19 protein-coding genes are annotated in these 20,307 nt (G+C 54.2%); 13 read left to right on the top strand and 6 right to left on the bottom strand.

Features of this window, described 5'->3' with window-relative positions; genetic code table 11:
- The first annotated feature begins 60 nt into the window (after positions 1–60).
- The 3 genes from Q3F21_RS16040 to Q3F21_RS16030 all read left to right on the top strand — a co-directional run bounded on the left by Q3F21_RS16040 (position 61) and on the right by Q3F21_RS16030 (position 3,582).
- On the top strand, positions 61–1,173 hold the full coding sequence (locus Q3F21_RS16040; protein ID WP_340254924.1) for a hypothetical protein: 1,113 nt from the start codon (positions 61–63) through the stop codon (positions 1,171–1,173).
- Positions 1,170–1,442, top strand: a complete 273-nt coding sequence (locus Q3F21_RS16035; RefSeq protein WP_340254921.1) for a hypothetical protein — start codon at positions 1,170–1,172, stop codon at positions 1,440–1,442. The genes Q3F21_RS16040 and Q3F21_RS16035 overlap by 4 nt, the downstream gene beginning before the upstream one ends.
- A 79-nt stretch (positions 1,443–1,521) precedes the next feature.
- On the top strand, positions 1,522–3,582 hold the full coding sequence (locus tag Q3F21_RS16030) for a YecA family protein (RefSeq protein WP_425341265.1): 2,061 nt from the start codon (positions 1,522–1,524) through the stop codon (positions 3,580–3,582).
- Between the two features lie 84 nt (positions 3,583–3,666).
- Here Q3F21_RS16030 and Q3F21_RS16025 read toward each other — a convergent pair whose 3' ends face one another.
- Positions 3,667–4,890: an MFS transporter gene (locus Q3F21_RS16025; RefSeq protein ID WP_340254918.1), complete on the bottom strand. Its 1,224-nt coding sequence runs from the start codon at positions 4,888–4,890 to the stop codon at positions 3,667–3,669.
- Between the two features lie 153 nt (positions 4,891–5,043).
- Between Q3F21_RS16025 and Q3F21_RS16020 the strand changes: the two genes are divergently transcribed.
- The 8 genes from Q3F21_RS16020 (at position 5,044) to Q3F21_RS15985 (ending at position 12,772) form a co-directional block, all read left to right on the top strand.
- Positions 5,044–5,181 carry a hypothetical protein gene (locus tag Q3F21_RS16020; protein ID WP_340254915.1) on the top strand — a complete coding sequence of 46 codons (138 nt, stop codon included), beginning with the start codon at positions 5,044–5,046 and terminating at the stop codon, positions 5,179–5,181.
- Positions 5,182–5,390: 209 nt separating this feature from the next.
- Entirely contained in the window at positions 5,391–6,812 is a 1,422-nt protein-coding gene (locus Q3F21_RS16015) for an LCP family protein (protein ID WP_340254912.1), read from the top strand.
- 198 nt (positions 6,813–7,010) lie between these two features.
- Positions 7,011–7,325 (top strand): hypothetical protein, encoded by a 315-nt coding sequence (locus Q3F21_RS16010; protein WP_340254909.1) that lies wholly within the window; start codon positions 7,011–7,013, stop codon positions 7,323–7,325.
- An 82-nt stretch (positions 7,326–7,407) separates the two neighbouring features.
- A complete protein-coding gene (locus tag Q3F21_RS16005; RefSeq protein WP_340254906.1) occupies positions 7,408–7,869 on the top strand; it encodes a hypothetical protein in 462 nt (153 codons plus the stop codon).
- A gap of 139 nt (positions 7,870–8,008) precedes the next feature.
- Positions 8,009–9,970 (top strand): FAD-dependent oxidoreductase, encoded by a 1,962-nt coding sequence (locus Q3F21_RS16000; RefSeq protein WP_425341267.1) that lies wholly within the window; start codon positions 8,009–8,011, stop codon positions 9,968–9,970.
- 129 nt (positions 9,971–10,099) lie between these two features.
- On the top strand, positions 10,100–10,396 hold the full coding sequence (locus Q3F21_RS15995) for a hypothetical protein (RefSeq protein ID WP_340255039.1): 297 nt from the start codon (positions 10,100–10,102) through the stop codon (positions 10,394–10,396).
- A gap of 61 nt (positions 10,397–10,457) precedes the next feature.
- Positions 10,458–11,306: a YtnP family quorum-quenching lactonase gene (locus tag Q3F21_RS15990; protein ID WP_340254900.1), complete on the top strand. Its 849-nt coding sequence runs from the start codon at positions 10,458–10,460 to the stop codon at positions 11,304–11,306.
- A gap of 233 nt (positions 11,307–11,539) precedes the next feature.
- Complete coding sequence (locus tag Q3F21_RS15985) at positions 11,540–12,772, top strand: MDR family MFS transporter (RefSeq protein WP_340254897.1); 1,233 nt, start codon at positions 11,540–11,542, stop codon at positions 12,770–12,772.
- Between the two features lie 17 nt (positions 12,773–12,789).
- On the opposite strand, the gene Q3F21_RS15980 is transcribed toward Q3F21_RS15985, so the two are convergent.
- Complete coding sequence (locus tag Q3F21_RS15980) at positions 12,790–13,578, bottom strand: SGNH/GDSL hydrolase family protein (RefSeq protein WP_340254894.1); 789 nt, start codon at positions 13,576–13,578, stop codon at positions 12,790–12,792.
- Positions 13,579–13,752: 174 nt separating this feature from the next.
- On the opposite strand from Q3F21_RS15980, the gene Q3F21_RS15975 reads away from it, so the two are divergent.
- Together Q3F21_RS15975 and Q3F21_RS15970 are read left to right on the top strand one after the other, a co-directional pair.
- On the top strand, positions 13,753–14,655 hold the full coding sequence (locus tag Q3F21_RS15975) for an ABC transporter ATP-binding protein (RefSeq protein ID WP_425341266.1): 903 nt from the start codon (positions 13,753–13,755) through the stop codon (positions 14,653–14,655).
- Positions 14,648–15,631, top strand: coding sequence for an ABC transporter permease (locus Q3F21_RS15970; RefSeq protein ID WP_340255036.1), 984 nt, complete (start codon positions 14,648–14,650; stop codon positions 15,629–15,631). The genes Q3F21_RS15975 and Q3F21_RS15970 overlap by 8 nt, the downstream gene beginning before the upstream one ends.
- Before the next feature lie 671 nt (positions 15,632–16,302).
- Here the strand turns inward: Q3F21_RS15970 and Q3F21_RS15965 are convergent.
- The 4 genes from Q3F21_RS15965 to Q3F21_RS15950 form a co-directional block, all read right to left on the bottom strand.
- Positions 16,303–16,434 carry a hypothetical protein gene (locus Q3F21_RS15965; RefSeq protein ID WP_340254888.1) on the bottom strand — a complete coding sequence of 44 codons (132 nt, stop codon included), beginning with the start codon at positions 16,432–16,434 and terminating at the stop codon, positions 16,303–16,305.
- 97 nt (positions 16,435–16,531) lie between these two features.
- Positions 16,532–17,956 (bottom strand): hypothetical protein, encoded by a 1,425-nt coding sequence (locus Q3F21_RS15960; protein ID WP_340254886.1) that lies wholly within the window; start codon positions 17,954–17,956, stop codon positions 16,532–16,534.
- Positions 17,937–18,506, bottom strand: a complete 570-nt coding sequence (locus tag Q3F21_RS15955; protein WP_340254883.1) for an RNA polymerase sigma factor — start codon at positions 18,504–18,506, stop codon at positions 17,937–17,939. Before Q3F21_RS15955 ends, Q3F21_RS15960 begins: the two co-directional genes overlap by 20 nt.
- Positions 18,507–18,558: 52 nt before the next feature.
- Positions 18,559–20,277, bottom strand: coding sequence for a DNA repair helicase XPB (locus Q3F21_RS15950; protein WP_340254880.1), 1,719 nt, complete (start codon positions 20,275–20,277; stop codon positions 18,559–18,561).
- Positions 20,278–20,307 lie beyond the last annotated feature (30 nt).

Below are 20,307 nucleotides of genomic sequence, written 5' to 3'. Positions count from 1 at the left end.
CTTTGTGATTCCCATTTGTTTGGCGCTTGTTTTGCCAAGCGAACTAGAAGGAGAAAGCTTATGAAACGGCCAACTTATACCCTGTCGAGTATCATGAAAAAGGTGTTTCGGTCAGGCGAACGCTCGCTTCCTCGCGAAGAAATCTGTGCGCGTTTGAACGAGACCGGACTGATCTCCCTTCTGGACATGGATGCAGAAGCGCTGCTGGCCAAAGTACTGCAGATGGAACCGTCGCCTGTTCGCATCGGGCGGACAGAAGCGATCGTAGAGGTAACGTACCAGCCCCATCAGCTGTTTGATCTGGCCTATCGTTTTTTGCGCGACAGCCAATCGCCCAAGACGTTGGAACAGATTGTAGCTGAGCTTCGACGGCAAACGCAGTTTGGATGGAATCAGATTTTGCGCATGCTGCAATTGGAGCGCGATCTCCGCTTTGTTCAATATCAGGGGGATGTTCGCTGGTTTTTGGCCGACTGGACATTGGCCAACGATCAGGTCTACCAATTTTGCCGCAAAAATGGCATTGCGCAAATATCTGTTAGGTCGCTTACGCATTTCCTGGAGCTGGAAGCAGAAGTGCCGCAGGGCTCCGTTTTTTTGTCTGCTCTCGACGATCGTTTTCGCACAGATAGAGAGACGCTTCACATCATCGTCCGGGAAGATATCGCAAGCCCGGAAGAAGAGGATGCCGATGCCGACCGGGACAGCGAACAAGTAGAGCGGGAAGTGGAGAAAGCAAGCAGCGAGGCTGCTGCCACCACCGCTCCAGTCGAGAAGCAGCCTGTAAACCCAGGATCTTCAGAACGATCGGAAGTGCAAGCGCAGGAGGCTGCTTCCCAATCTGCTGCCAAAGCACCGGAAGGGCAGCAAGGCGCACCGACTGCATCACAAAACGAACAACATGAACAACACGAACAACTACAATTTGAGGAGGAATTGCCGATGAACGCTGTGCAAACTCAATCTCAGTCTGCTTATCAAGAAGCCAAGGAGATGCTTCGCCTGGCGCTTGACCGGCTGCAGGCACGCAATCAGGAAATGGCGCAGGAGGTTGTCGCCCATTTCCAAAAAAGCAATATGCAAGCTATAGAAGTGCTGATGAAAGAGAAACATAACAACGAGCAGCTCGCGCTTGGCATTGAGCAAGTGCTGACAGCCAACGATCAGCAATGAGCGATCTGGAGGCCAAGATCCGGTTGGAGGTTAGGTTTGCCTTGCTGCGCGACATCATCGCGAGTTATCGGATTCGCCTACAGGAGATGGAACGGAAAGTGGTGGAGCTGTTCGCCGCCAATCAGTTGGCGGCCATATCCGAATGCATGGAGGAACAGCAACGCATTGTCAGGCTGATTCGCAAGCTTGAGCAATTTATCAAGGAGTGGGAGTCAGTCCAGGACACCGGCATCTCGCACGAACCAAAACGAGAACATACGAAGACCTGAAATATGCGGTAGTTATAGGGGGATTGCGCTAGATCCCTGCGCATGCCGCGACGGGATAGAAAGGAGATCCAAACCCCTTATGTCTGTAGGAAGAAACGAACTTTGTCCCTGCGGTAGCGGGAAAAAATACAAGAAATGCTGCGGTGTCGTAACGCCGATCACGGAGCTCCGCAGCCGCCACGAACAAAAACTGCAAAAAGAGTACGCGGGCTGGGTAGAGCGGCTGAATCACTTCGTCAGCGGACAGGTGAGCAGCGAAGCCGTTCAAGAGCTTCGGGAGCGATTTGCTGCCGAGGTTGGCCTGTCCGAGGAGAGCATCATGAGTCCGGAGTGGACGGCTCACTTCTTCAACTGGCTCGTACTGGACGTAAAAATGAACGGAGATACGCCGCTGGAGAGCTATCTCAAGCAGCATGGGCGACGGATGGAGCCTGATTTGCGCCGCGCGTTTTCCCGCCTGAACCTCGACGTCTACGAGATCGTGCAGGTAGACCGTGAGGCGTTGACGGTTCGACATCCGGTACGTGGCGATGTGCGCTACATTGTCAGGACGAATGCGCTTCAGGTGGAGCCGGGGCAGCTGATAGCAGGGCGCTTGCTCTCGCTTGGATTGCGCGATGTGCTTTTCACCGGCAGCATTGTCCTGCAGCCGCACCTCAAGCCGGGGCTTCTGGAATGGCTCCATGCCCATCCCGAGATTGCCAAAGCGGCTGACGACAGTGAGAAGCGTACGTACACGACGGCTTTCTACCACTTTATCGTACAGTTTGGCGAAGGCGATGCTCCTCGGACCGTGCAAAGCATGGTTCGCCGCGTGTACCACATCCCGGATATTTCCCGGCTGCGCCGGGTGGTTGAATCGCATCGGATGCTGGAGCTGAAAAAGCGGGAAGGCTCGCGCGAGATTTGGGTATACGCTCCGCGCAAGGAAGAATATCTGTTTACAGCCCTAAAGGATACGCTGCTGGAGCTGTACGAGGTTCAGGCTGAAGTCCTTGTCCAGGATGAAACGGTTTGGCTGGAGGGGTATGCTCCTCAGCTGGATGAGCTGGCAGCGCTGTTGCAGCTTCCGCAAAGCTCGGGGGAAGAAGCGATCGCTGCCCTATCTTCGACAGGAGCGAAGCTGACGAAAGGAACCCTTTTTATTACGAGCCAGCCTACGCTGCCATCCAAAGTGCTGCAATGGGCTGTCCAGACGTACTTCACGGAAAAATGGCTGCTGTCCGCAAACGATGCCCTTGACGGTCTCGCGCCGGTTCTGGTCGCCGCGTCTGACAATGAGACGATGCAAGACAAGCTCCGCAAACTGGTGGACCAGCTGGAAAAGGACAACAAGCTGGGGCAGGGCGTTGCCCGGTTTATCCGGGTGGAGTCGCTCAAATCCCGGTTGGCAATCGAAAGCGACGACCTGTATGTCACAGGGCTCCTCTCCAGACCGTTAATTGAAGGACTGCCGGAGAGTGTCTACACGGTTCAGCCGGAGCTATTGGCTGAGATAAACCGTTTTGTTCAGGAGATGACCGAAGGCAAATCCGAGGCAACGGTGAAAAAGTACGATGAGGTCATGAACAACTTCCGTTCATTCGTTCGAAGCGCCTTTGGGCCCGGTTTTTCCTGGGAGCAATTCCGCCGCGAGGAGCTGGCGTACTTCCTCGTTCACGATATCTTCACGCGCGTGGATGCTTCGACGAAGACGCTGGCAACAAACCTTTTGTCGGTGTTGACAGCGTTCTTCAAATGGCTGGACAAGCAGCATCAAACATCGCTTGCCCCCGTCATGCAGCCGCTGTTGGCCGAGCTGAAGGATACACTCCCTGAAGCATACCGCTACCGCGCTTTGCTGGAAAAGGATGCACATCAACGGCTGTTTGGCGGTGAAGAGACCTTCCGTACAGTAAAAGAAGAAACGATGATTTTGGAAGAGAAAACGGCAGACGGCTGGTACGTCAAAAACAACAAGGGCAATCGAGTGCTGCTCGCTCTTCCGGCGGAGGACGCCGTGCAGCTTGCGCCCGACTGGATGGTTTCAGGATTGGTCGGCCAAACTGGCGACGATACGTGGAGCTTGATCGGAACGCCGGAGCTGTACCCGCCTGTGATCGGTCAGTTAATGGGACTGAAGCAGCGAGTTCTGGTGTAGACAATAAAAAAACAACAACCCCGAGGCTGGATGAGTCCGAGGTTGTTGTTTTTTTAGTTGCGCATGGGCTGTTTTGCTGCCAGCCTATGCTTTTTTATTCCATTTGGCGATTTCCTTGTCACTTGGCAAAAGGAGGCCGATCGCTCCGATCAACGGCATCAGCGAGCAAACCGTAATGACAAAGGATATGCTCGCAAGATCAGCCAGATAGCCGAGGATGAGCGCTCCCATGCCGCCCATTCCGAAAGCAAGGCCGATGATCAGTCCGGAGACGGTGCCGACACGGCCGGGCAGCAGCTCCTGCGCATAGACGACGGCGACGGAAAAGCTGGAGAGCATGATAAGTCCGCTCAGGAACAAGACAGGGTACGTCCAGATACCCGATACATAAGGCGTCAGCAAGGTCAACGGAAGGGAGCCGAGCGTGGATAGCACCAGCAAATTCCTTTTTCCGAACCGGTCGGCGATGGGCCCACCCATAAAGGTGCCGATCGCTCCGGCGAGCAAAAACCCAAATACGCAAAGCTGCGCGCTGGAGTACTCCAGCCCTCTGACATCCATCAAAAAGAACTGGTAAAAGCTTTGGTAGCCAGCGTTCATCCAGGAGCGGACGCTCACGATCAGCACGAGCAGGCCGAGGGCGATCATCCTCTTCTGCTTAAAGCTGTAGGCGACAGCCTCCGGTACGGCTTTTTTGGCTCGCTGCTGGCCCTGGTACCAGATCGCGACGTAGATCAAGACGGCGCTGGCTGCCGCGGCAGGAACGAGGAACCACATCGCGCCTGGTTGGCCGAGCGGTTGAAAGATGAGAATGGTCATCAACGGGGCCAAAGCCTGGCCGGCGTTCCCACCCACCTGAAAAATCGATTGGCCAAGCCCGCGCCTGGGACCGGAAGCGTGATGGGCGACCCGGGACGCTTCCGGGTGAAAGACAGCGGAGCCGATTCCGACGCAGGCCACAGCCAAAAGGACGATGTAATACTGATCGGCCATGGCCAGGGCGAACATGCCCAGCCCCGAGATCAGAAGAGCAAGCGGAGGCATATACGGGCGGGACTTGCGGTCGGACACATAGCCGACTACCGGCTGAAGCACGGATGAAGTAAGATTCACGACGAGCAAAATAATGCCTACTTGTGTGTACGTCAGCGCAAGATTACTCTCCAAAATCGGCAGCAGGGCAGGAATGACGGCTTGAATACTGTCGTTCAGCAGATGAACGAGACTAATGGCAAACAACATGCGATAAACCGTCGGAGCGGCACTTGCCGCTGGACTGGCATTCAAACTGCCGGTTTGGGCGCTCATAGTTTCATCTCCGTATATTTTTTTGCTTTTTACTGTAGCACTGTTTGTTCCAAACGTCATTACTGTAATGTCAGTATATAGCACGCAAAAATAGGAGGATGAGAAGCCCGGGAGCGGCACAAACTATTCCTTAGCCGCAAAGGAGGGGATAGCATGGAAAAAAAGTCGAATGATCTAAACGGCAAGCAGGAGAGCCATACGCGCCACGGCGGAGACGCTCACCGATCCACGCAAAAAGAGCCTAAGGGCCCCGTTCAGGGTTTCAGTCAAGCGCCGCACGGAAAGCAATAAAGAGGACTCCCTCATCGACACAGATGGGGGAGTTTCGCAAGAGCGGAACATTTTTCTACAAAACCGGACATGAATGTGCTACAATACCTTAGTCAGTATTTTACCAATGGAAGAAAAACTTAGTGCTTCCCGTCGAAAAGCACTTTTCTTATTTTTGGGAATATTTCCATACAATACCAAGCGTTTCGCTGACAAGGAGATTGATGCACATGCCGGATACAGTCGGAAAAACGCGTACAGTTGCCCATAAGCAGAAAAAACCAGTCCGACGCCGCAATCTACGCAAATGGATGCTGTTCTTTACCGTCTTTTTCGTGCTTCTCGCAGGAGGAGCCGCCGGAGCGGTCTATTGGAAAGTGGACAATGCCCTTGATACCGTGACATCGCCGCAGGACGGCTATGTATCGCCTGCCTCTGTAAATCTCGATCCTACATACCATAACGACAAGCCGCTTTCGCTCGTTGTTTTGGGCAGCGACAACCGTCCGGAAACAGGCTCGATGAATACGGACGTGATGATTGTAGCGGTTGCCAATCCGGCTACCAAAAAGGTGACGATGGTTTCTCTGCCGCGCGATACACGCGTAAAAATTCCCGGGTACCGCGATTACCACAAGATCAACTCGGTCTTTGCCAACGGCGAGGCTGAGCGGCGCCAAGCCGAGCGCAAGAAACAGACGCCGACAGAAGACGGGATTTCGCTGACGAAAAAGACTTTGACCGAGCTTTTGGGCATCCCGATTGACCACTACGTAGCAGTCGACTTCGACGGCTTTAAAGCGGTTGTCGATGAATTGGGCGGGGTAGAAGTAAACGTCGACCGCAAGCTGGTCTACGACGATCCGACGGACAAGACCCACATCAACCTGAACCCGGGCGTCCAGGTGTTGAATGGCGAACAGGCGCTGGGGTACGTTCGCCACCGCCACGACAACCGGGGAACCAAATACTATTCCAGCGACTTTGACCGCAACCGCCGCCAGCAGGAAGTCATTTCGGCCTTGATCAACAAAGTAGGCTCCCTTGAAGGATTGACCAAAATTTTCAGCATCATGGATGTCGGAGCGAAGCATATACATACCGATTTGTCCAAGGAACAGATCAAGGGCCTTGCTTTTGATTTTAAAGGCCTCAGTTCAGCCTCCGTTACGACTCTGGACAACGGCGCCTACTGGCAAGGAAGCTATACCTACCTGCCAAAGGAAAACCTGAATTCGATACGAGCCGCATTGCAATCGGAAATGGGACTGACGGAAAGCGTTGTCGCGAAGTTGAACGACTCCCCGATTCTCGCCGCCGGGGATGACGGTTTTGCAAGCAGCAAGCCTCGTACGACGAAGAAAACAAATGAGTCGGCAGCGTCGTCGCAACAGGCGAAGCCAAAAAAGGAAACAAGTCCAATCAAGAACGAAGAGCCTCCTGCTGAAACAGAGGAAACAGAGGAAACGGTTGCGCCGCCTCCTGATATTATGGCACCAGACGCCAATCAGCAGAGTGGGGAGCTGAATCCGGTACCGGACAATGCTCCGGGAACGGGAGCAACGCCGCCGCCGGATATCGTTCAGCCTCCTTCCACACCGCTTCAGGAAGCTCCGCCTGCTGCTGCGGAGGGACAGAAAACCACTTCATGATCAACAGCTGAAACAATCGAACACCCGAAATGTCGGGTGTTCTTTTTTATGGAATGATGCTTCTTAGAAATCATTCATAAAAAAGTTTTTGAATAAATCATTGCAAAGTGGTTTAAAAACACCAAAAGCATGGTAAAATAATAATATGCTGAGAAGACAGATAAATCTGATAAATGGAACGGACAGGGAGGGATTTGGATGACAATTTTACTGGTCAACCTGTTTCTGGTGATCGCGTTCGTGTACCTGATCAGCCGCCAACAAAACGAAGAAATCATATATGATGAAGATTTTTTTCTCCAGAACCCCTCGGCCCTTGAAGAATACCAGCAAATGCCAATCGACTTTCAACAGGCGTTTTTTCGCAAACATAAGGATTGGATCAAGGAAAAATACATGCGCGGTGAAAGCTACGTGCTCGCTTTTTGCCCCAACAAGGAAGTAAGGCGTGCCTGGCTCTCCGAATTCGTCAATAACAAAGACTTGAACAATACACCCACCCCTTCGCCATGAAGGGGGTTTTTCGTTTTTCGTTGGTCCCCGGCATGGTATACTGCGGATAGGAACATAGTGTGCAACAGGGGGAATAGACGTAATGCTGCAAAGACTGATCGAGCTATGGGACCAAAACATGCCGGAAAATGCCGTAATCAACGATGTGATATTGCGTTCGGAGCATTCCTTGCTGGAGGACGAGGAAACAAGGGAGGTTACGCTGATCGTCGCTTCAGCTGAAGGTGAACAGCCGGCCGCCTCCGTATTTCTCTGCGAGCTTGCGCCGGGGAAAAGCTGCGAAGTGGAGATTGAGCTGGAGTACCGGAACATCGGCCTTTTGGAAGAGGGAACGCGCTTGTGGGAGCGGGCGAGAGAGGTAGTGGCGGAAGTATCTCTTTCGGAGAAAAAGCGTTTCCTCGCTCCGGACCGATTGGCCGAATCCTCGATCATCCTGGATTATCATTTCGTCCTGGATTTCTCCGATCAGGAGGGAACAGAGAAGATCATCGAGCAGGCTGCTAAAGACTTGGGAAAATTGCTTCAGCTCTCAGGAGTGGCGTAGCCCACATGATGAGCAGGAAAACGAAAGGAGTGTGGAGAATTGTTTAACCAAATGAAATGAGTGAGCATTCAGTCAGATGAAAAGGAGTGAGCTGCAAGTGGCGATCAGACGGGTGTTTGAACCGATTCAAATCGGACAGATGACGCTGGCTAATCGGGTCATGATGGGATCGATGCACGTCGGCCTGGAAAAGCTGGAGGGGGGCGTGCAGCGGCTGGCCGCGTTTTATGCCGAAAGGGCAAGAGGAAAAGTGGGCCTGATCGTAACAGGTGGAGTCGCAGTCCTGCCGGAGGGCGGCATGGGAGAAGCGTACTGCAATGCGTACGCTGACCATCACGTCGAGCAGCTGAGCATTCTTCCGCAAGCAGTGCACGCAGCGGGCGGAAAAATCGCGATGCAGCTTTTTCACGCTGGTCGCTACGCCTACAAAGAGACGACTGGTCTCGATCCGGTTGCTCCCTCTCCTTTGCAGGCTCCCATCAACCGGACAAAGCCCCGCGAGCTTGCGCCGGAAGAGATCGAGCGGACGATACAGGCGTTTGCCGATGCGGCACTGCGGGCCAAGCGGGCAGGGTTCGACGGCGTAGAAATCATGGGATCGGAAGGATACTTGATCAATCAATTTTTGTCCCCTGTCACCAACCATCGCACTGACCTGTGGGGAGGAGACTTCGCGGGCAGGGCGCGGTTTGGCATTGAGGTGATGAAACGGGTCAGAGGTGCGGTCGGGGAAGGATATCCGGTCATTTTCCGCATATCCGGCCTGGACCTTGTACCGGACAGCACGACGATGGAAGAAACGCTCGAGTTTGCCAGACAGATCGAGGCGGCGGGAGCAAATGCGCTCAACGTCGGGATCGGCTGGCATGAATCAAAAGTCCCTACGATCGCAATGATGGTTCCGCGCGGCGCCTATGTTTGGGTAGCCAAACAGATCAAGGATGCCGTAAAGATTCCCGTCATCGCCAGCAATCGCATCAACGATATCCGGCAGGCGGACGCGATCCTGGTGGACCAGCATGCGGATATGGTCTCGATGGCAAGGCCGCTGCTCGCCGACCCGCATATCGTCAGCAAGAGCATGGAAGGCAGGTTTGACGAGGTAAACACGTGCATCGCCTGCAACCAGGCTTGTCTGGACCACATCTTTGAAGGCAAGACGGCATCCTGTCTCGTAAACCCGATGGCCGGCAGGGAAGAGGAGTGGAAGCTGACGGCTGCGACTGTAAGGAAAAAAGTGGCCGTAGTAGGAGCGGGCCCGGCAGGATTGGAAGCGGCACGGGTACTCGCCGAGCGCGGCCATCAGGTTGTGGTGCTGGAAAGGCAGAAGCAGATCGGCGGACAGCTCAACTACGCCGTTCAGGTCCCCGGCAAATCAGAATTTGCCGAAACATTGCGATATTACAGAACGCAGCTGGGCTTGCTCGGCGTAGAGATCAGGCTTGGTGTGGAGACGAGTGCAGATCAGCTGATCGCCGAAGGATTCGATGAAGCGGTGATTGCGACAGGCGTCATCCCCCGCATACCGGAGCTTCCCGGCATCGATCTTCCGCATGTAGTCAGCTATGCGCAAGTGTTTGAAAAAAAGGTGAGCGTAGGGAGACGGGTCGTAGTAGTCGGAGCTGGAGGCATCGCTTGTGACTTGTCCCACCTCCTGGCAGAAACAGCCCAGCTGTCTTCCGAGACGATGAAATATTTGCTGGAGTATCGAATTGTCGAGCCAAAGCAGCTGCATCAAATGCAGACGAGTGCAAGGCGAATCTCGATTGTAAGGCGCGGAAAGCATGTGGGAACGGGACTGGGCAAAACGACCCGCTGGGCTGTGCTCGCCAATTTGAAACGGCAAGGTGTGGAAATGCTGACAGAGGTGGAGTACCGCGAAATTACGCAAGAGGGCGTGCGGATCATCTATCGCGGAGAAGAGAAGCTGCTGCCGGCAGACACGGTCGTAATCGCGGCGGGCAACACGCCAAACAACCGCTTGTACGAAGCATTGCGGGATAAGCTGCCCGTCCATCTGATCGGCGGAGCCAGAGAGGCAGGGGAGCTGGACGCCAAACGGGCCATTTACGAAGGTGCTTCGATCGGCAGGAATATATAATCCATTCGAACTAGATTGGAATATTGTCGGCTTTTAGGATCTTTTGTCGAAAGACTATCATTTGTACATGTTTTTTTGCAAAATAAATATGTGCTGTTCAAATCAATTTGAATGGGGGCTCTCGCCTTGATGAATCACAATGGCATTTTATTGGGAAAACGTCATTTCTTGCACTCTACCGAGCGGGTCGTAAAAGTGGAGGGATGGACGTTTACAATAGCCCCGGGTTTTAAAGTGATTGCCGGCGGCAGTGCCAATCCGCTGCAAACGTTGATCAGCATTTATCACGAAACCGAGAAAATCGCACAACTCGTGCTCAGTCATAAACGCTGCGATTCGGATCTGTCTGTCCAGGCCATTTCCAGTGAAATTTACCTGGAAATGTCGCCTGCGACTCGTACGGTCAACGTAGCAGTCAAACAATAGGGCACCCAAGCAGGGTGCTTTTTCACTATCCCGACTCTATTTAAAGACAGGAGATGAGGCTATGAAGTTGACAGAATGGAAGCTGGGGGAGTTTTCCCTGATGTGGCTGAGAGGCGGCCTGACGCAGTTGGACGGAGGAGCGATGTTTGGGGTCGTGCCAAAGCCCCTGTGGAGCAAGCGTTACCCAAACAACGAGCTGAACCAGATCCCGCTTCGGGCTGACCCCATTCTCCTGCAAGCGGGCGGAAAGCGCATCCTGATCGAGTCGGGGATGGGGAAAGACCGTTTGACCGAGAAGCAGAAGCGCAATTTCGGATTGCAGGAAGAATCAGAGGTGCTTGAGTCTTTAGAAGCGGTGGGGCTTTCTCCTGAGGATATCGATATCGTGCTGATGACCCACATGCACTATGATCACGCGAACGGGCTTGTATCGCTCAAGGACGGCGGCCAGCTGTCCTCCACCTTCCCCCGAGCCGTCATTTATGTACAGGAGCAGGAGTGGGCGGAAATGAGAAACCCCAACATCCGTTCCCGCAATACATACTGGGAGGAGAACTGGCGTCCGATCGAACACCAGGTACAGACGTTTGGCTCCGAGCTTTCGGTTGTTCCGGGCGTCACGATGCACCACACGGGTGGACACAGTCAGGGACATTGCATCGTCCGAATGGAAAGCGGAGAAGAGCTCGCCCTGCACATGGCTGACCTGATGCCGACCCATGCGCATCAAAATTCCCTTTGGGTGCTGGCCTATGATGATTACCCGATGGATTCCATTTTTGCAAAAGAAAAATGGGTCAAGCAAGGGATAAAAGACGGAGCGTGGTTTACCTTCTACCACGATGCCATTTACCATGCCGTAAAGTGGAATGAACAGAATGAATTGATCGGTCAGATCATGGTGGAATAAAACGATTGCGACGACAGCCGGGGAAGTGCCCCGGCTTCTTTGTGCTTTCGCCTCTCTTCGCCCCCTCGTTTTTCCGTCCTTATCAAATTATCGGCGGTGCTCATCGAAATTTTCCATAATTGAAAAGCTTCAAAGTCGATTGACGAATAAAGGGCCGCTCACTACAATAAAAAAAAACTTACGGAACTGTTCGGAATTGGTAGAAGAGCAGAACTCCTAGAGGAGAGAAAAATATGAGTAGGGTCAAGGCCATGTTTCGTGAGTTTCATCCGATTGTCTGGTCATTGGTGGTCGGGACGGTATTCGTGCGGGCTGCCAGCTCGATGAGCATGCCCTTTCTGTTTCTGTTTTTGTCCAACCACACGGACATGGACCTCGGGATGATCGGATTGACGATCGGTGCCGGTGCGCTGGCAGGAACAGTCGGGGGATTTTTTGGGGGAACCCTTTCGGACAAGATCGGGCGCCGCCGCGTCATGATCGGTGCGCTTTATGTATGGATGCTCGTGTTCGTCGGTTTTGCGTTTGGGAAAAGTCCGCTCTTGTTCCTGCTGCTCAATATCGTCGGCGGGCTGTGCCGGTCTTTTTACGAGCCTGTTTCGCAAGCGCTGATGGCGGATATCACTGCGCCGGAAAAACGCTTCCGGGTATTCGGGCTCCGCTATACGGCGATCAACGTCGGGGTAGCGGTAGGGCCGATATTGGGAGCGATGCTGGCCATGACTTCCGCTGCCCTGCCCTTTCTCGTTACGGCGGCCATTTACCTCGTGTACGTGATCAGTTTGCAGATTATGCTGAATGTGTTTGGGATCAAAAAGATCGAGGGGCAGAAAAAGGAAGCGGTCAGCTTTCAGCGGGCTTTTGAAGTCGTCGTCAAGGACAAGGCGTTTCGCCTGTACATGGTGGCTGGCGTATTCGGGGCGATCGGCTATTCGCAAATGTCTTCTACCTTGGCAAAATACGCGGAAATGTCCGTAGCCGACGGGACGAAGCTGTTTGCGATTCTGATGAGCGTAAACGCGGTTGTCGTCGTGCTGATGCAGATGCCGCTCATGCGCTGGGCGGAAAAAAGGACGCCTCTCGCCAGCATCGTGGTGGGAAACGCCGCCTATGCGCTGGGTGATTTGGGCTTTGCCTTCGCCGGTTCGTGGAGCGTGTTCATCATTGCCATGGTCGTCTTTACAATCGGGGAAATCCTCACCTTTACGGCCTCCGACGTCCTGATCGACCGGATGGCTCCGGAGGACATGCGCGGCACGTATTACGGAGCCAAAAGCTTCAGCAATCTCGGGCAATTCATCGGTCCGTGGATGGGCGGCATTTTCCTGGCTACCTACGGGGGCAGCACGCTGTTCTGCGTCGTCGCGGCTTTCTCCATGATCAGCACGGCATTCCAGTGGGCTGGGCAGCGGGCGTATGTGAAGCAGACCGGGCAATCGATCAATGCGGCACGGGTGCAAGGCTAATGAAAGCCCCAGGAGCTCTATTCCAACGCCTGAAGGATGCGGTCGGCGATCCGCTTGTAGCCTGCTGAGTTCGGGTGAAAATGGTCGGTGTACAAGTAAGCTTGCTCCTTGTTGACGAACAGGTCATAGGTAGGCACGACCAGCACGCGGGGATAGCGGGCAGCGATGGCGGAAGCCGCGCTGTTCCAATCCAATACTGGCTGTACCGTATCCGCTGCGGCCTCGGTGTCTCCAAACGGGTTGTACAGCGACGCATACACAATCGTTGCGTCCGGATTTGCTTCGCGCATTTTTTTGATGATCTCTTCAAAGTTGGCCGTTAGCCGTTTTGTGGCTGCGGCCAATTTTTCCGCATTGATTTCTTCCAGTTCCCCGGACTGTTTGAACAGATCATTCCCGCCGATTGTAAAGAGGATGAGATCGGAGGCAGCGAGCTGGCTTTGCACTTGCTTTTGGGATAATTGCTCCACGAGGGAGGGCGATTCTTGCCCGTTGATTGCCAGATTGGACAGCGTGATTTGCTTGCCGCTCTTTTTTTCCAAGGCTTGTCGAACCAGTCCGATGTAGCCGAGTCCGTTGGCGTCGCCGACACCTCGCGTCAACGAATCGCCGAGCGCGACGATTTGCCGGACTCCTTCTGCCGGGGCCAGAGCGGGCGGCTTTGTCTCCTTTACGGGGCCAACTGCTCCCTCAGGCGCCAGTTGACGCGGATCTAACGCAAATACGAAGCCTGCCGCAAACAGCAGCAGCGAGACCAGAGAGAGAAGTCCAAACACGCGCCATAACCATTTTCCGGAGCTTTGCATGGGTACCTCCCGCTTTACGTATTGAATAGTGTTGCGTGGTATAATGTGACAATAGACATGTACTTTGAGTGTACCACAACGTAGTCGTTTTTGCCCAAAGCCGGGCAGGTGGCAGGATAGGAGGGCTGCTTTTTGACTGAAACGGTACTGTCGATAAAGGGACTTCGCAAGCAAATGGGAGGCAAGCAGATTATCCACGACATCTCCTTTGACGTCTTCGCAGGAGAAGTATTTGGTTTCCTCGGGCCGAATGGCGCGGGAAAGACCACGACCATCCGGATGCTCGTCGGCCTGGCCTCCGCAGATGCCGGAGAGATCCGCATCGGCGGCGTATCGCTGCAAAAGCGTTTTCCCGAGGCTATCGCTCAGGTGGGATGCATTGTGGAAAATCCGGAGCTGTACAAGTTTATGACCGGACGGGAAAACCTTGAACACTTCACCAGAATGAGCGGCGGCATCTCCACTGAACGGATCGAGGAGATCGTCCGCTTTGTCGATCTAGAGGGAGCGATTGACGACAAGGTAAAAACGTACTCTCTCGGAATGCGCCAGCGGCTGGGAATTGCCCAGGCGCTGCTCCACAGTCCGAAGCTGCTGATTCTGGATGAGCCGACGAACGGCCTCGACCCTGCGGGAATTCGCGAGCTTCGCCAGTTTATCCGCAGGCTCGCGGAAGAAGAGGGCCTCGCCGTGTTCATTTCCAGCCATTTGCTCAGTGAAATCGAAATGATGTGCGACAGGGTAGCGATCATCAACAAAGGAAGAGTCATTTCTGTCGGGCTCGTCAAAGACTTGATGGAGCAGTTTGGCGATCAGGTGGAATGGAGCGTTTCCGCCGAGACGACAGAGGCCGCCAGCCGTCTTCTAGGGTCTCTTCCTTTCGTCGAAGAGGTAGTGGTGTCCAAAGAAGGACATCTCAGGTGCAAAATGGACACAGAGCGGATCAGCGAGGCGAATCAGGCTCTGGTACAAAAGGGAGTCCCTGTCCTCGGCATCGCTGCCAAAACCGTAACGCTGGAGGATCTGTTCTTCGCGCTTACGGCGGAAGGAGGGGGGACGAAAAGTGGGCATGCTTGACTTGGTACAAAATGAAACCGTCAAACTGCTGCGCCGTCGCCGTTTTTTGGTCGTCCTGCTGATTTTGGCCATCCTCATCCCGATTTTTACCTATGCCCAGTACCGTTCTGTTCTTACCGCCCAGGAGCAGATGGGGACGAGCGACTGGAGGGCGCTGCTTCAGCAAAAAATCGTCGATACGCAAAACCGGCTCGCGTCCAGCCGACTGCCGGAGGAATGGCGGGAGTTTTTAAAGATCAGCGTTCAGCAGCAGCAGTACTATCTGGACCATGACATCAATCCGATGGCTCCGGGCGCTCCTACCTTTGCGCGCGGCTTCATGGATCAGGCGATATCGCTGTTTTTGCCCATGATGATCGTGGTATTAGCCGTCGACCTCGTATCGGCCGAGTTTAGCGAAGGAACGATCAAGCTGCTCCTGACCAGGCCCGTCAGGCGCTGGAAGGTGCTGACGAGCAAATATCTTACCCTCTTATTGTTTACTTCGCTCACGGTGCTGATGACCTTGATCCTGTCCGCGCTGATCTCGGGGGTGGTGTTCGGCTATGCCGGCTGGGACATGCCGGTTCTGACCGGGTTTGATATTGAGGGAGGCGAGCTGCAGACGGCGGATGTCTTCGTGCTGCCGCAATGGAAATACCTGCTGATGCAGTACGGGCTGGGTTGGTTTGTCTCGATCGTGGTGGCGACCATCACCTTTATGGTTTCGGTATTGGTCCGCAGCGCTGCCGCAGGCATGGGAATCATGATGGCCGCGCTGATCAGCGGCGCGATTTTGACCCAGATGGCTTCCTCGTGGGAGAGCGCCAAGTACTTGTTCGTCGTCAACCTCCAGCTGACCGACTACCTGGCCGGAACGCTGCCGCCGATCAAAGGCATGAGTCTGCCTTTCTCGCTGACGGTGCTGGCCGTGTGGGCGGCAGTGTCGCTCGTCGTGGCCTACATTGTGTTTATCAGGCGGGATGTGACGTCGTAGGCAGCTTGCTTGGCTGTGATGCCGCTTCGTCCAACAATGAGAAGGTTCCAAGCAATCAAAAAGAGTCATATGGTAGAGCAGGGATGCGAGAGTGAGGACCATTCCTCGCTGACCGAGGAAGACGTAAAATGAGTATTTCATCTCCTCCACAAAAGCCCGTTCCACCACCGACATAGAAAAGCGGCTGCGGTGGGGAGAAGCCTGTTTCCATTCTCCGCTCCGGTCTTCGTCCTGCACGGAGCGGGGACTGTCCGCTCCGCAGTGATCCCGAGGGAATCGCAAAACGGCGCGCAGCTACGGAGTGAATTCATAGATTGCGATTCTGTTTCCTCGGGATCACCGCTCCGCTGGGTGGGACTTCGCTAGTCGCTCCGACTGGAAACAGGCTTCTCTTTCAAGCAGGACTGCTTCTGCGAGCTTTTAAAAGCATGCGAGATAACTCAGGTTGTCTATGGCTTACGACAAACCATATCGCAGGAAGCTGAGAAGGGATGCTTTCGCTATGAAACGTAAGCCCTCTTCGCAAGCAAGAACTCTCTCAATCGTTCGGGCTATGTCCGAACGGTTTTTATGTTTGATGGAAACCAGCAGCTGTAGAGATGAAAAAGGAGAAAACGGCAAAAGGTCTTTGGGACACTTCCCAGGCGAAATGGAAAAAGCAAAACACGCTTTTAGCGTCCAACTCTGAAACGCTTCTCCGAGCCGGCTGCTTTTGGACGCGGTTTTGCTTTTGGAATGGAGCCGGACAGTCCAACCCCCATGCAGTGTCCCACCGAACCTGTAGCCGTTTTCTCCTTTTTCATCTCCTCCCCCAAAGCCCGTTTCCACCACCAACAAAGAAAGCAGCTTCGGTAACCACGTATTAACGAAAGGACGCGGGAGCAATATCCCGCGTCCTTTTTACTGCCATGTGATTTGCTTTGACGCTTCCACCAGTTGGTCCAGTGTTACCCCTTTTGCCGTGACAACGACGTACAGCGACTGATTGTCGGGTTGGGCGTTAAAGTGTACAGCGTGCTGCGGAGCAGTTTCGCCTGCGTCAGCCTGTTTTTCGAACGAAACCGCGATTGCTTGCTCGGATTGGATCGTAAACAGTTGAGTCGCGGTGAAGGTGCCAGGGATGGACAGACTCCGCTTTCCGTTTTCGTTCCGAACCACTTCCACCTTGATCCAGTCTTTGTTGTGCTTGTATTCAGAGGTCAGACGAACGACCTTTTGGCTGGTTTGCGATTCGTATTGAGCGGAAATCGCATGCAGAGAGAAGCCTTCGGGCAGCTGTCCCGTCTGCGGTACAGGCATATCAGAGGCGTGTGCCGCCGTCTCCACATCGGAGAAGGTGGACATTGTAATCTCAGCTTTGGCCATGGCCGATACCGCAGGTCCAACGAGCGCGGGTGTTTGCTCCATGGCAGGCTGCTCTGCTGCGTCCGCATTGGCGTCCATGGCCAGAGCGTTTACAGGCTGATTGGACAGCGCTTTGTTCTGTTCCTCTTCGGCGGGCACGCTGGCGATAGAGTTGTTCTGGTCAGCCAATGCCAGCGGCGCCTCTACTGGTGCTGGCGCTTTTGGCTGTTCTGCGGCCGGTTTCCCGTTTGCATTGCGGGCGGCGATCATGGGCCGCTTGTGATCCGGAGCTGCCGCGTTTGGCTTTGCGGCCTCCTTGGCAGACTTCAGCTCGCTGTTTTTTTCCGCAGGGACATCCATGGCCAATTGATTGCCAAAGGTCCCGCGGTTCAAGGCATCCGCCTGTTTGGCGCTCTGACCGGTCGTCTCCGGAGCGGAGGATGCTTTGGAAGCAGGCGGCGCTGCCTGGCCAGACTCGGTCGATGCTTTGCCGATAGCTTGATTGTTTGCAGCGTCCATGGCCACTGAAGCCGGGCGGTTTTCGGCGGGAGCGGAAGCAATGGTGCCTTGCGAATTCTCACCGCCAAACACAGATTCCATGCTGATTTCCTGGCCGGCATTTTGCGACTGCAGGTAACCGACAGCCCCGACGACGAGCAGGATGGCAGCGGCACCGGCCCATGTGAGCGAAGAAAGCTTCGGCCTGAATCGGCGGGCCGGTTTGACGGCAGGCGCTGGAACGGCCTGAACGGATGCGGCTTGGGGAGTAAATCCTTGTCCGGTTGTCTCGTATATCGCTTGCATAATTTTGTCTTCCAATTGCGCTGACGGCTGAGGAACCTCTTTCAAGAACTGCACCTCCTCGCCATTTGCAAATTGTGCTTCGATCCAGACCATGCACTCTTCACATGTTTCGATATGGAAAAGCGTGCTCTCGTTCGTGGTGTCTTCCCAAGCTTTTCTAAATTCCTGGCAGTTCATGTACGAGCCCCCCTTCCTTGCGTGAAAGTAGTTTGGCCAGTTCCTGGCGAGCGCGCAAATACCGGACGCGGGCCGTCGACTCGGCGATGCCGAGCAGCGCAGCAATCTTTTCGAAAGGATATTCATGCGTGCATCTCAGCACGATGACTTCCCGATACGAATCAGACAACAAGGCAAAAGCTTCCTCGATTTCCCTGCGGGTTTCCTTGTTCATGAGCGACTCCTGGGGAGATTCGTCGCGCACCTGGGAAGGGACAAAGGCCAGTTGTTCGTCAGAATCATGAAACTTGCGCCGCCTGATGAAATCGATTGTCTTGTTGCGGGCGAGCGTATGGAGCCAGGAGGAAAATTGGCTGTCCCCCCGAAAAGTGGAGAGCTTTTCATACGCTTTGACGAAGACCTCCTGCGTCAGGTCTTCCGCATCGGAACGGTTGTTTACCATTTTGTAGATAAACACGTAAATCATGTGCTGATACCTCTGGATCAATTCCCGGTATCCTTCTATGTCGCCCTGGAGAATCCGCTGAATGATTTCGGCGTCGGATTGCATCGAATCTCCGGCCTCCTTCCCTCTATGTGACGCTGGCATATGCTGAAACGTTTCAGTCCAGCGACTCTATTTCTATCACATCGTATTTATATCCTTGTTCTACCAGAAACAGCTGTCGATTCAAAGCAAATTCTTGTTCCCGTGTATCCCTTGTCACCAAGGTGTAAAAATGGGCCGTGTTTTCTTTTTGTTTCGGACGCAGGATTCTTCCCAGCCGCTGGGCTTCCTCCTGCCTGGAGCCAAACGTGCCGGAAACCTGAATCGCCACATTGGCATCCGGCAAATCAACGGCAAAGTTGGCTACCTTGGAGACGATCAAGCGGGTCAGATCCCCAGCCTTGAAGCGCTGGTACAGCGACGCCCGATCTTTTTCCGGCACCCTTCCGGTAATGACGGGGATGTCCAGCGTCTGCGCCATTTGTTCCAGCTGCTCGACGTATTGTCCGATAATCAGGACGCGATCGTTTTCGTGGCGGGCGAGCAGCTTTTTGACCACATCCAGTTTGCGGGGATTTTCCGCGGCGATCCGGAATTTTTGCCTCGCTCCGGCATGTGCGTAAGCCTCCCGCCACTTCGCCTCAAAGGGCAGGCGGATTTCCCGGCAGGTGGCATCGGCAATCCAGCCTTGCTCCTCTAGCACTTTCCAGTGCATCTCGTATTTTTTTGGGCCAATCAGTGTAAAGACATCCTCTTCTCGTCCGTCTTCGCGGACGAGCGTGGCTGTCAAGCCGAGCCGTCGCGTTGCCTGTATGCCTGATGTGACCCGAAAGACGGGAGCGGGGAGCAAATGGACTTCGTCATAGATGATCAATCCCCAATCCCGTTTGGAAAACAGCTCCATATGGGGAAAATCGCTCTCCGCGTCCGGACGGTACGTCAAAATCTGGTAGGTGGCCACTGTCACCGGCTTCACTTCTTTTCGTTCGCCAGTGTACTCCCCGATCAGGGAAGGGTCAAGATCTGTCTTGTCCCGTAATTCGGAAATCCATTGCCTGACGGAAGTAGTGTTGGTTGTCAGGATCAAGGTCGCTTTCTGAAGCTGGCATAAAGCCCCCAGTCCGATGACCGTTTTTCCTGCTCCACAGGGAAGCACGAGTACGCCGCTGCCGCCCAGCGCCGATCCGGCGGCATAAAAAGCGTCCACCGCTTCCTGCTGGTATCCTCTCAGGGAAAACGTCTTTCCGGAAGCCATGGTTGTCAAAAGGGAGACGGGGCAATCCTCGCCGCTCGTATAGCCGGCCAGATCCTGTACCGGATACCCCAGCCGGATCAATTCCTGCTTGATCAAGCCGCGTGCGTACGACTTGACCGGATAATCATGCTCCTCCCGATGCTCCTCCAGCAGTGAGGATATTGAACGATAGCTTGTCAACTCCTGCAGCAGCAGCGGATCGTCGCCGGTCAAAAGTAGTTGATCCGCCGCTTTTTCCAAACGAAGAAGTCCGTAGCGGTTCATCGTCTCATGAATCTCGCGGACTATCGTGGAGGGAACTCCGTATTTACTATACGTGCCAAGCACCCCGGTTACCTGCTCAGGGGCGAAACCGGCTGCCGCGGCATTCCACAGGGAAAGCGGCGTAATGCGGTAAGTATGCATGTACTCGGGGCTTTTGATCAATTCCGCAAAACCGGATAACGCCTGACGCGCCTCGCTGAACAGCGGGTGCTGGGCTTCCAGGAGGATGGTCCGATCGCTTTGGACAATCATCGGCAAATCGGGACGGTACGACAAGTTCATCACCTCGCCGATTGTATGTTCGTTTAGCACCATGTTATCACATCATGATATAGAAAGAAAAAC

The organism is Brevibacillus borstelensis (assembly GCF_037834415.1).
GTDB lineage: Bacteria > Bacillota > Bacilli > Brevibacillales > Brevibacillaceae > Brevibacillus > Brevibacillus borstelensis_A.
The sequence above is the reverse complement of the archived record's forward strand: the minus strand, read 5'-3'. Positions and strand labels throughout refer to the sequence as shown.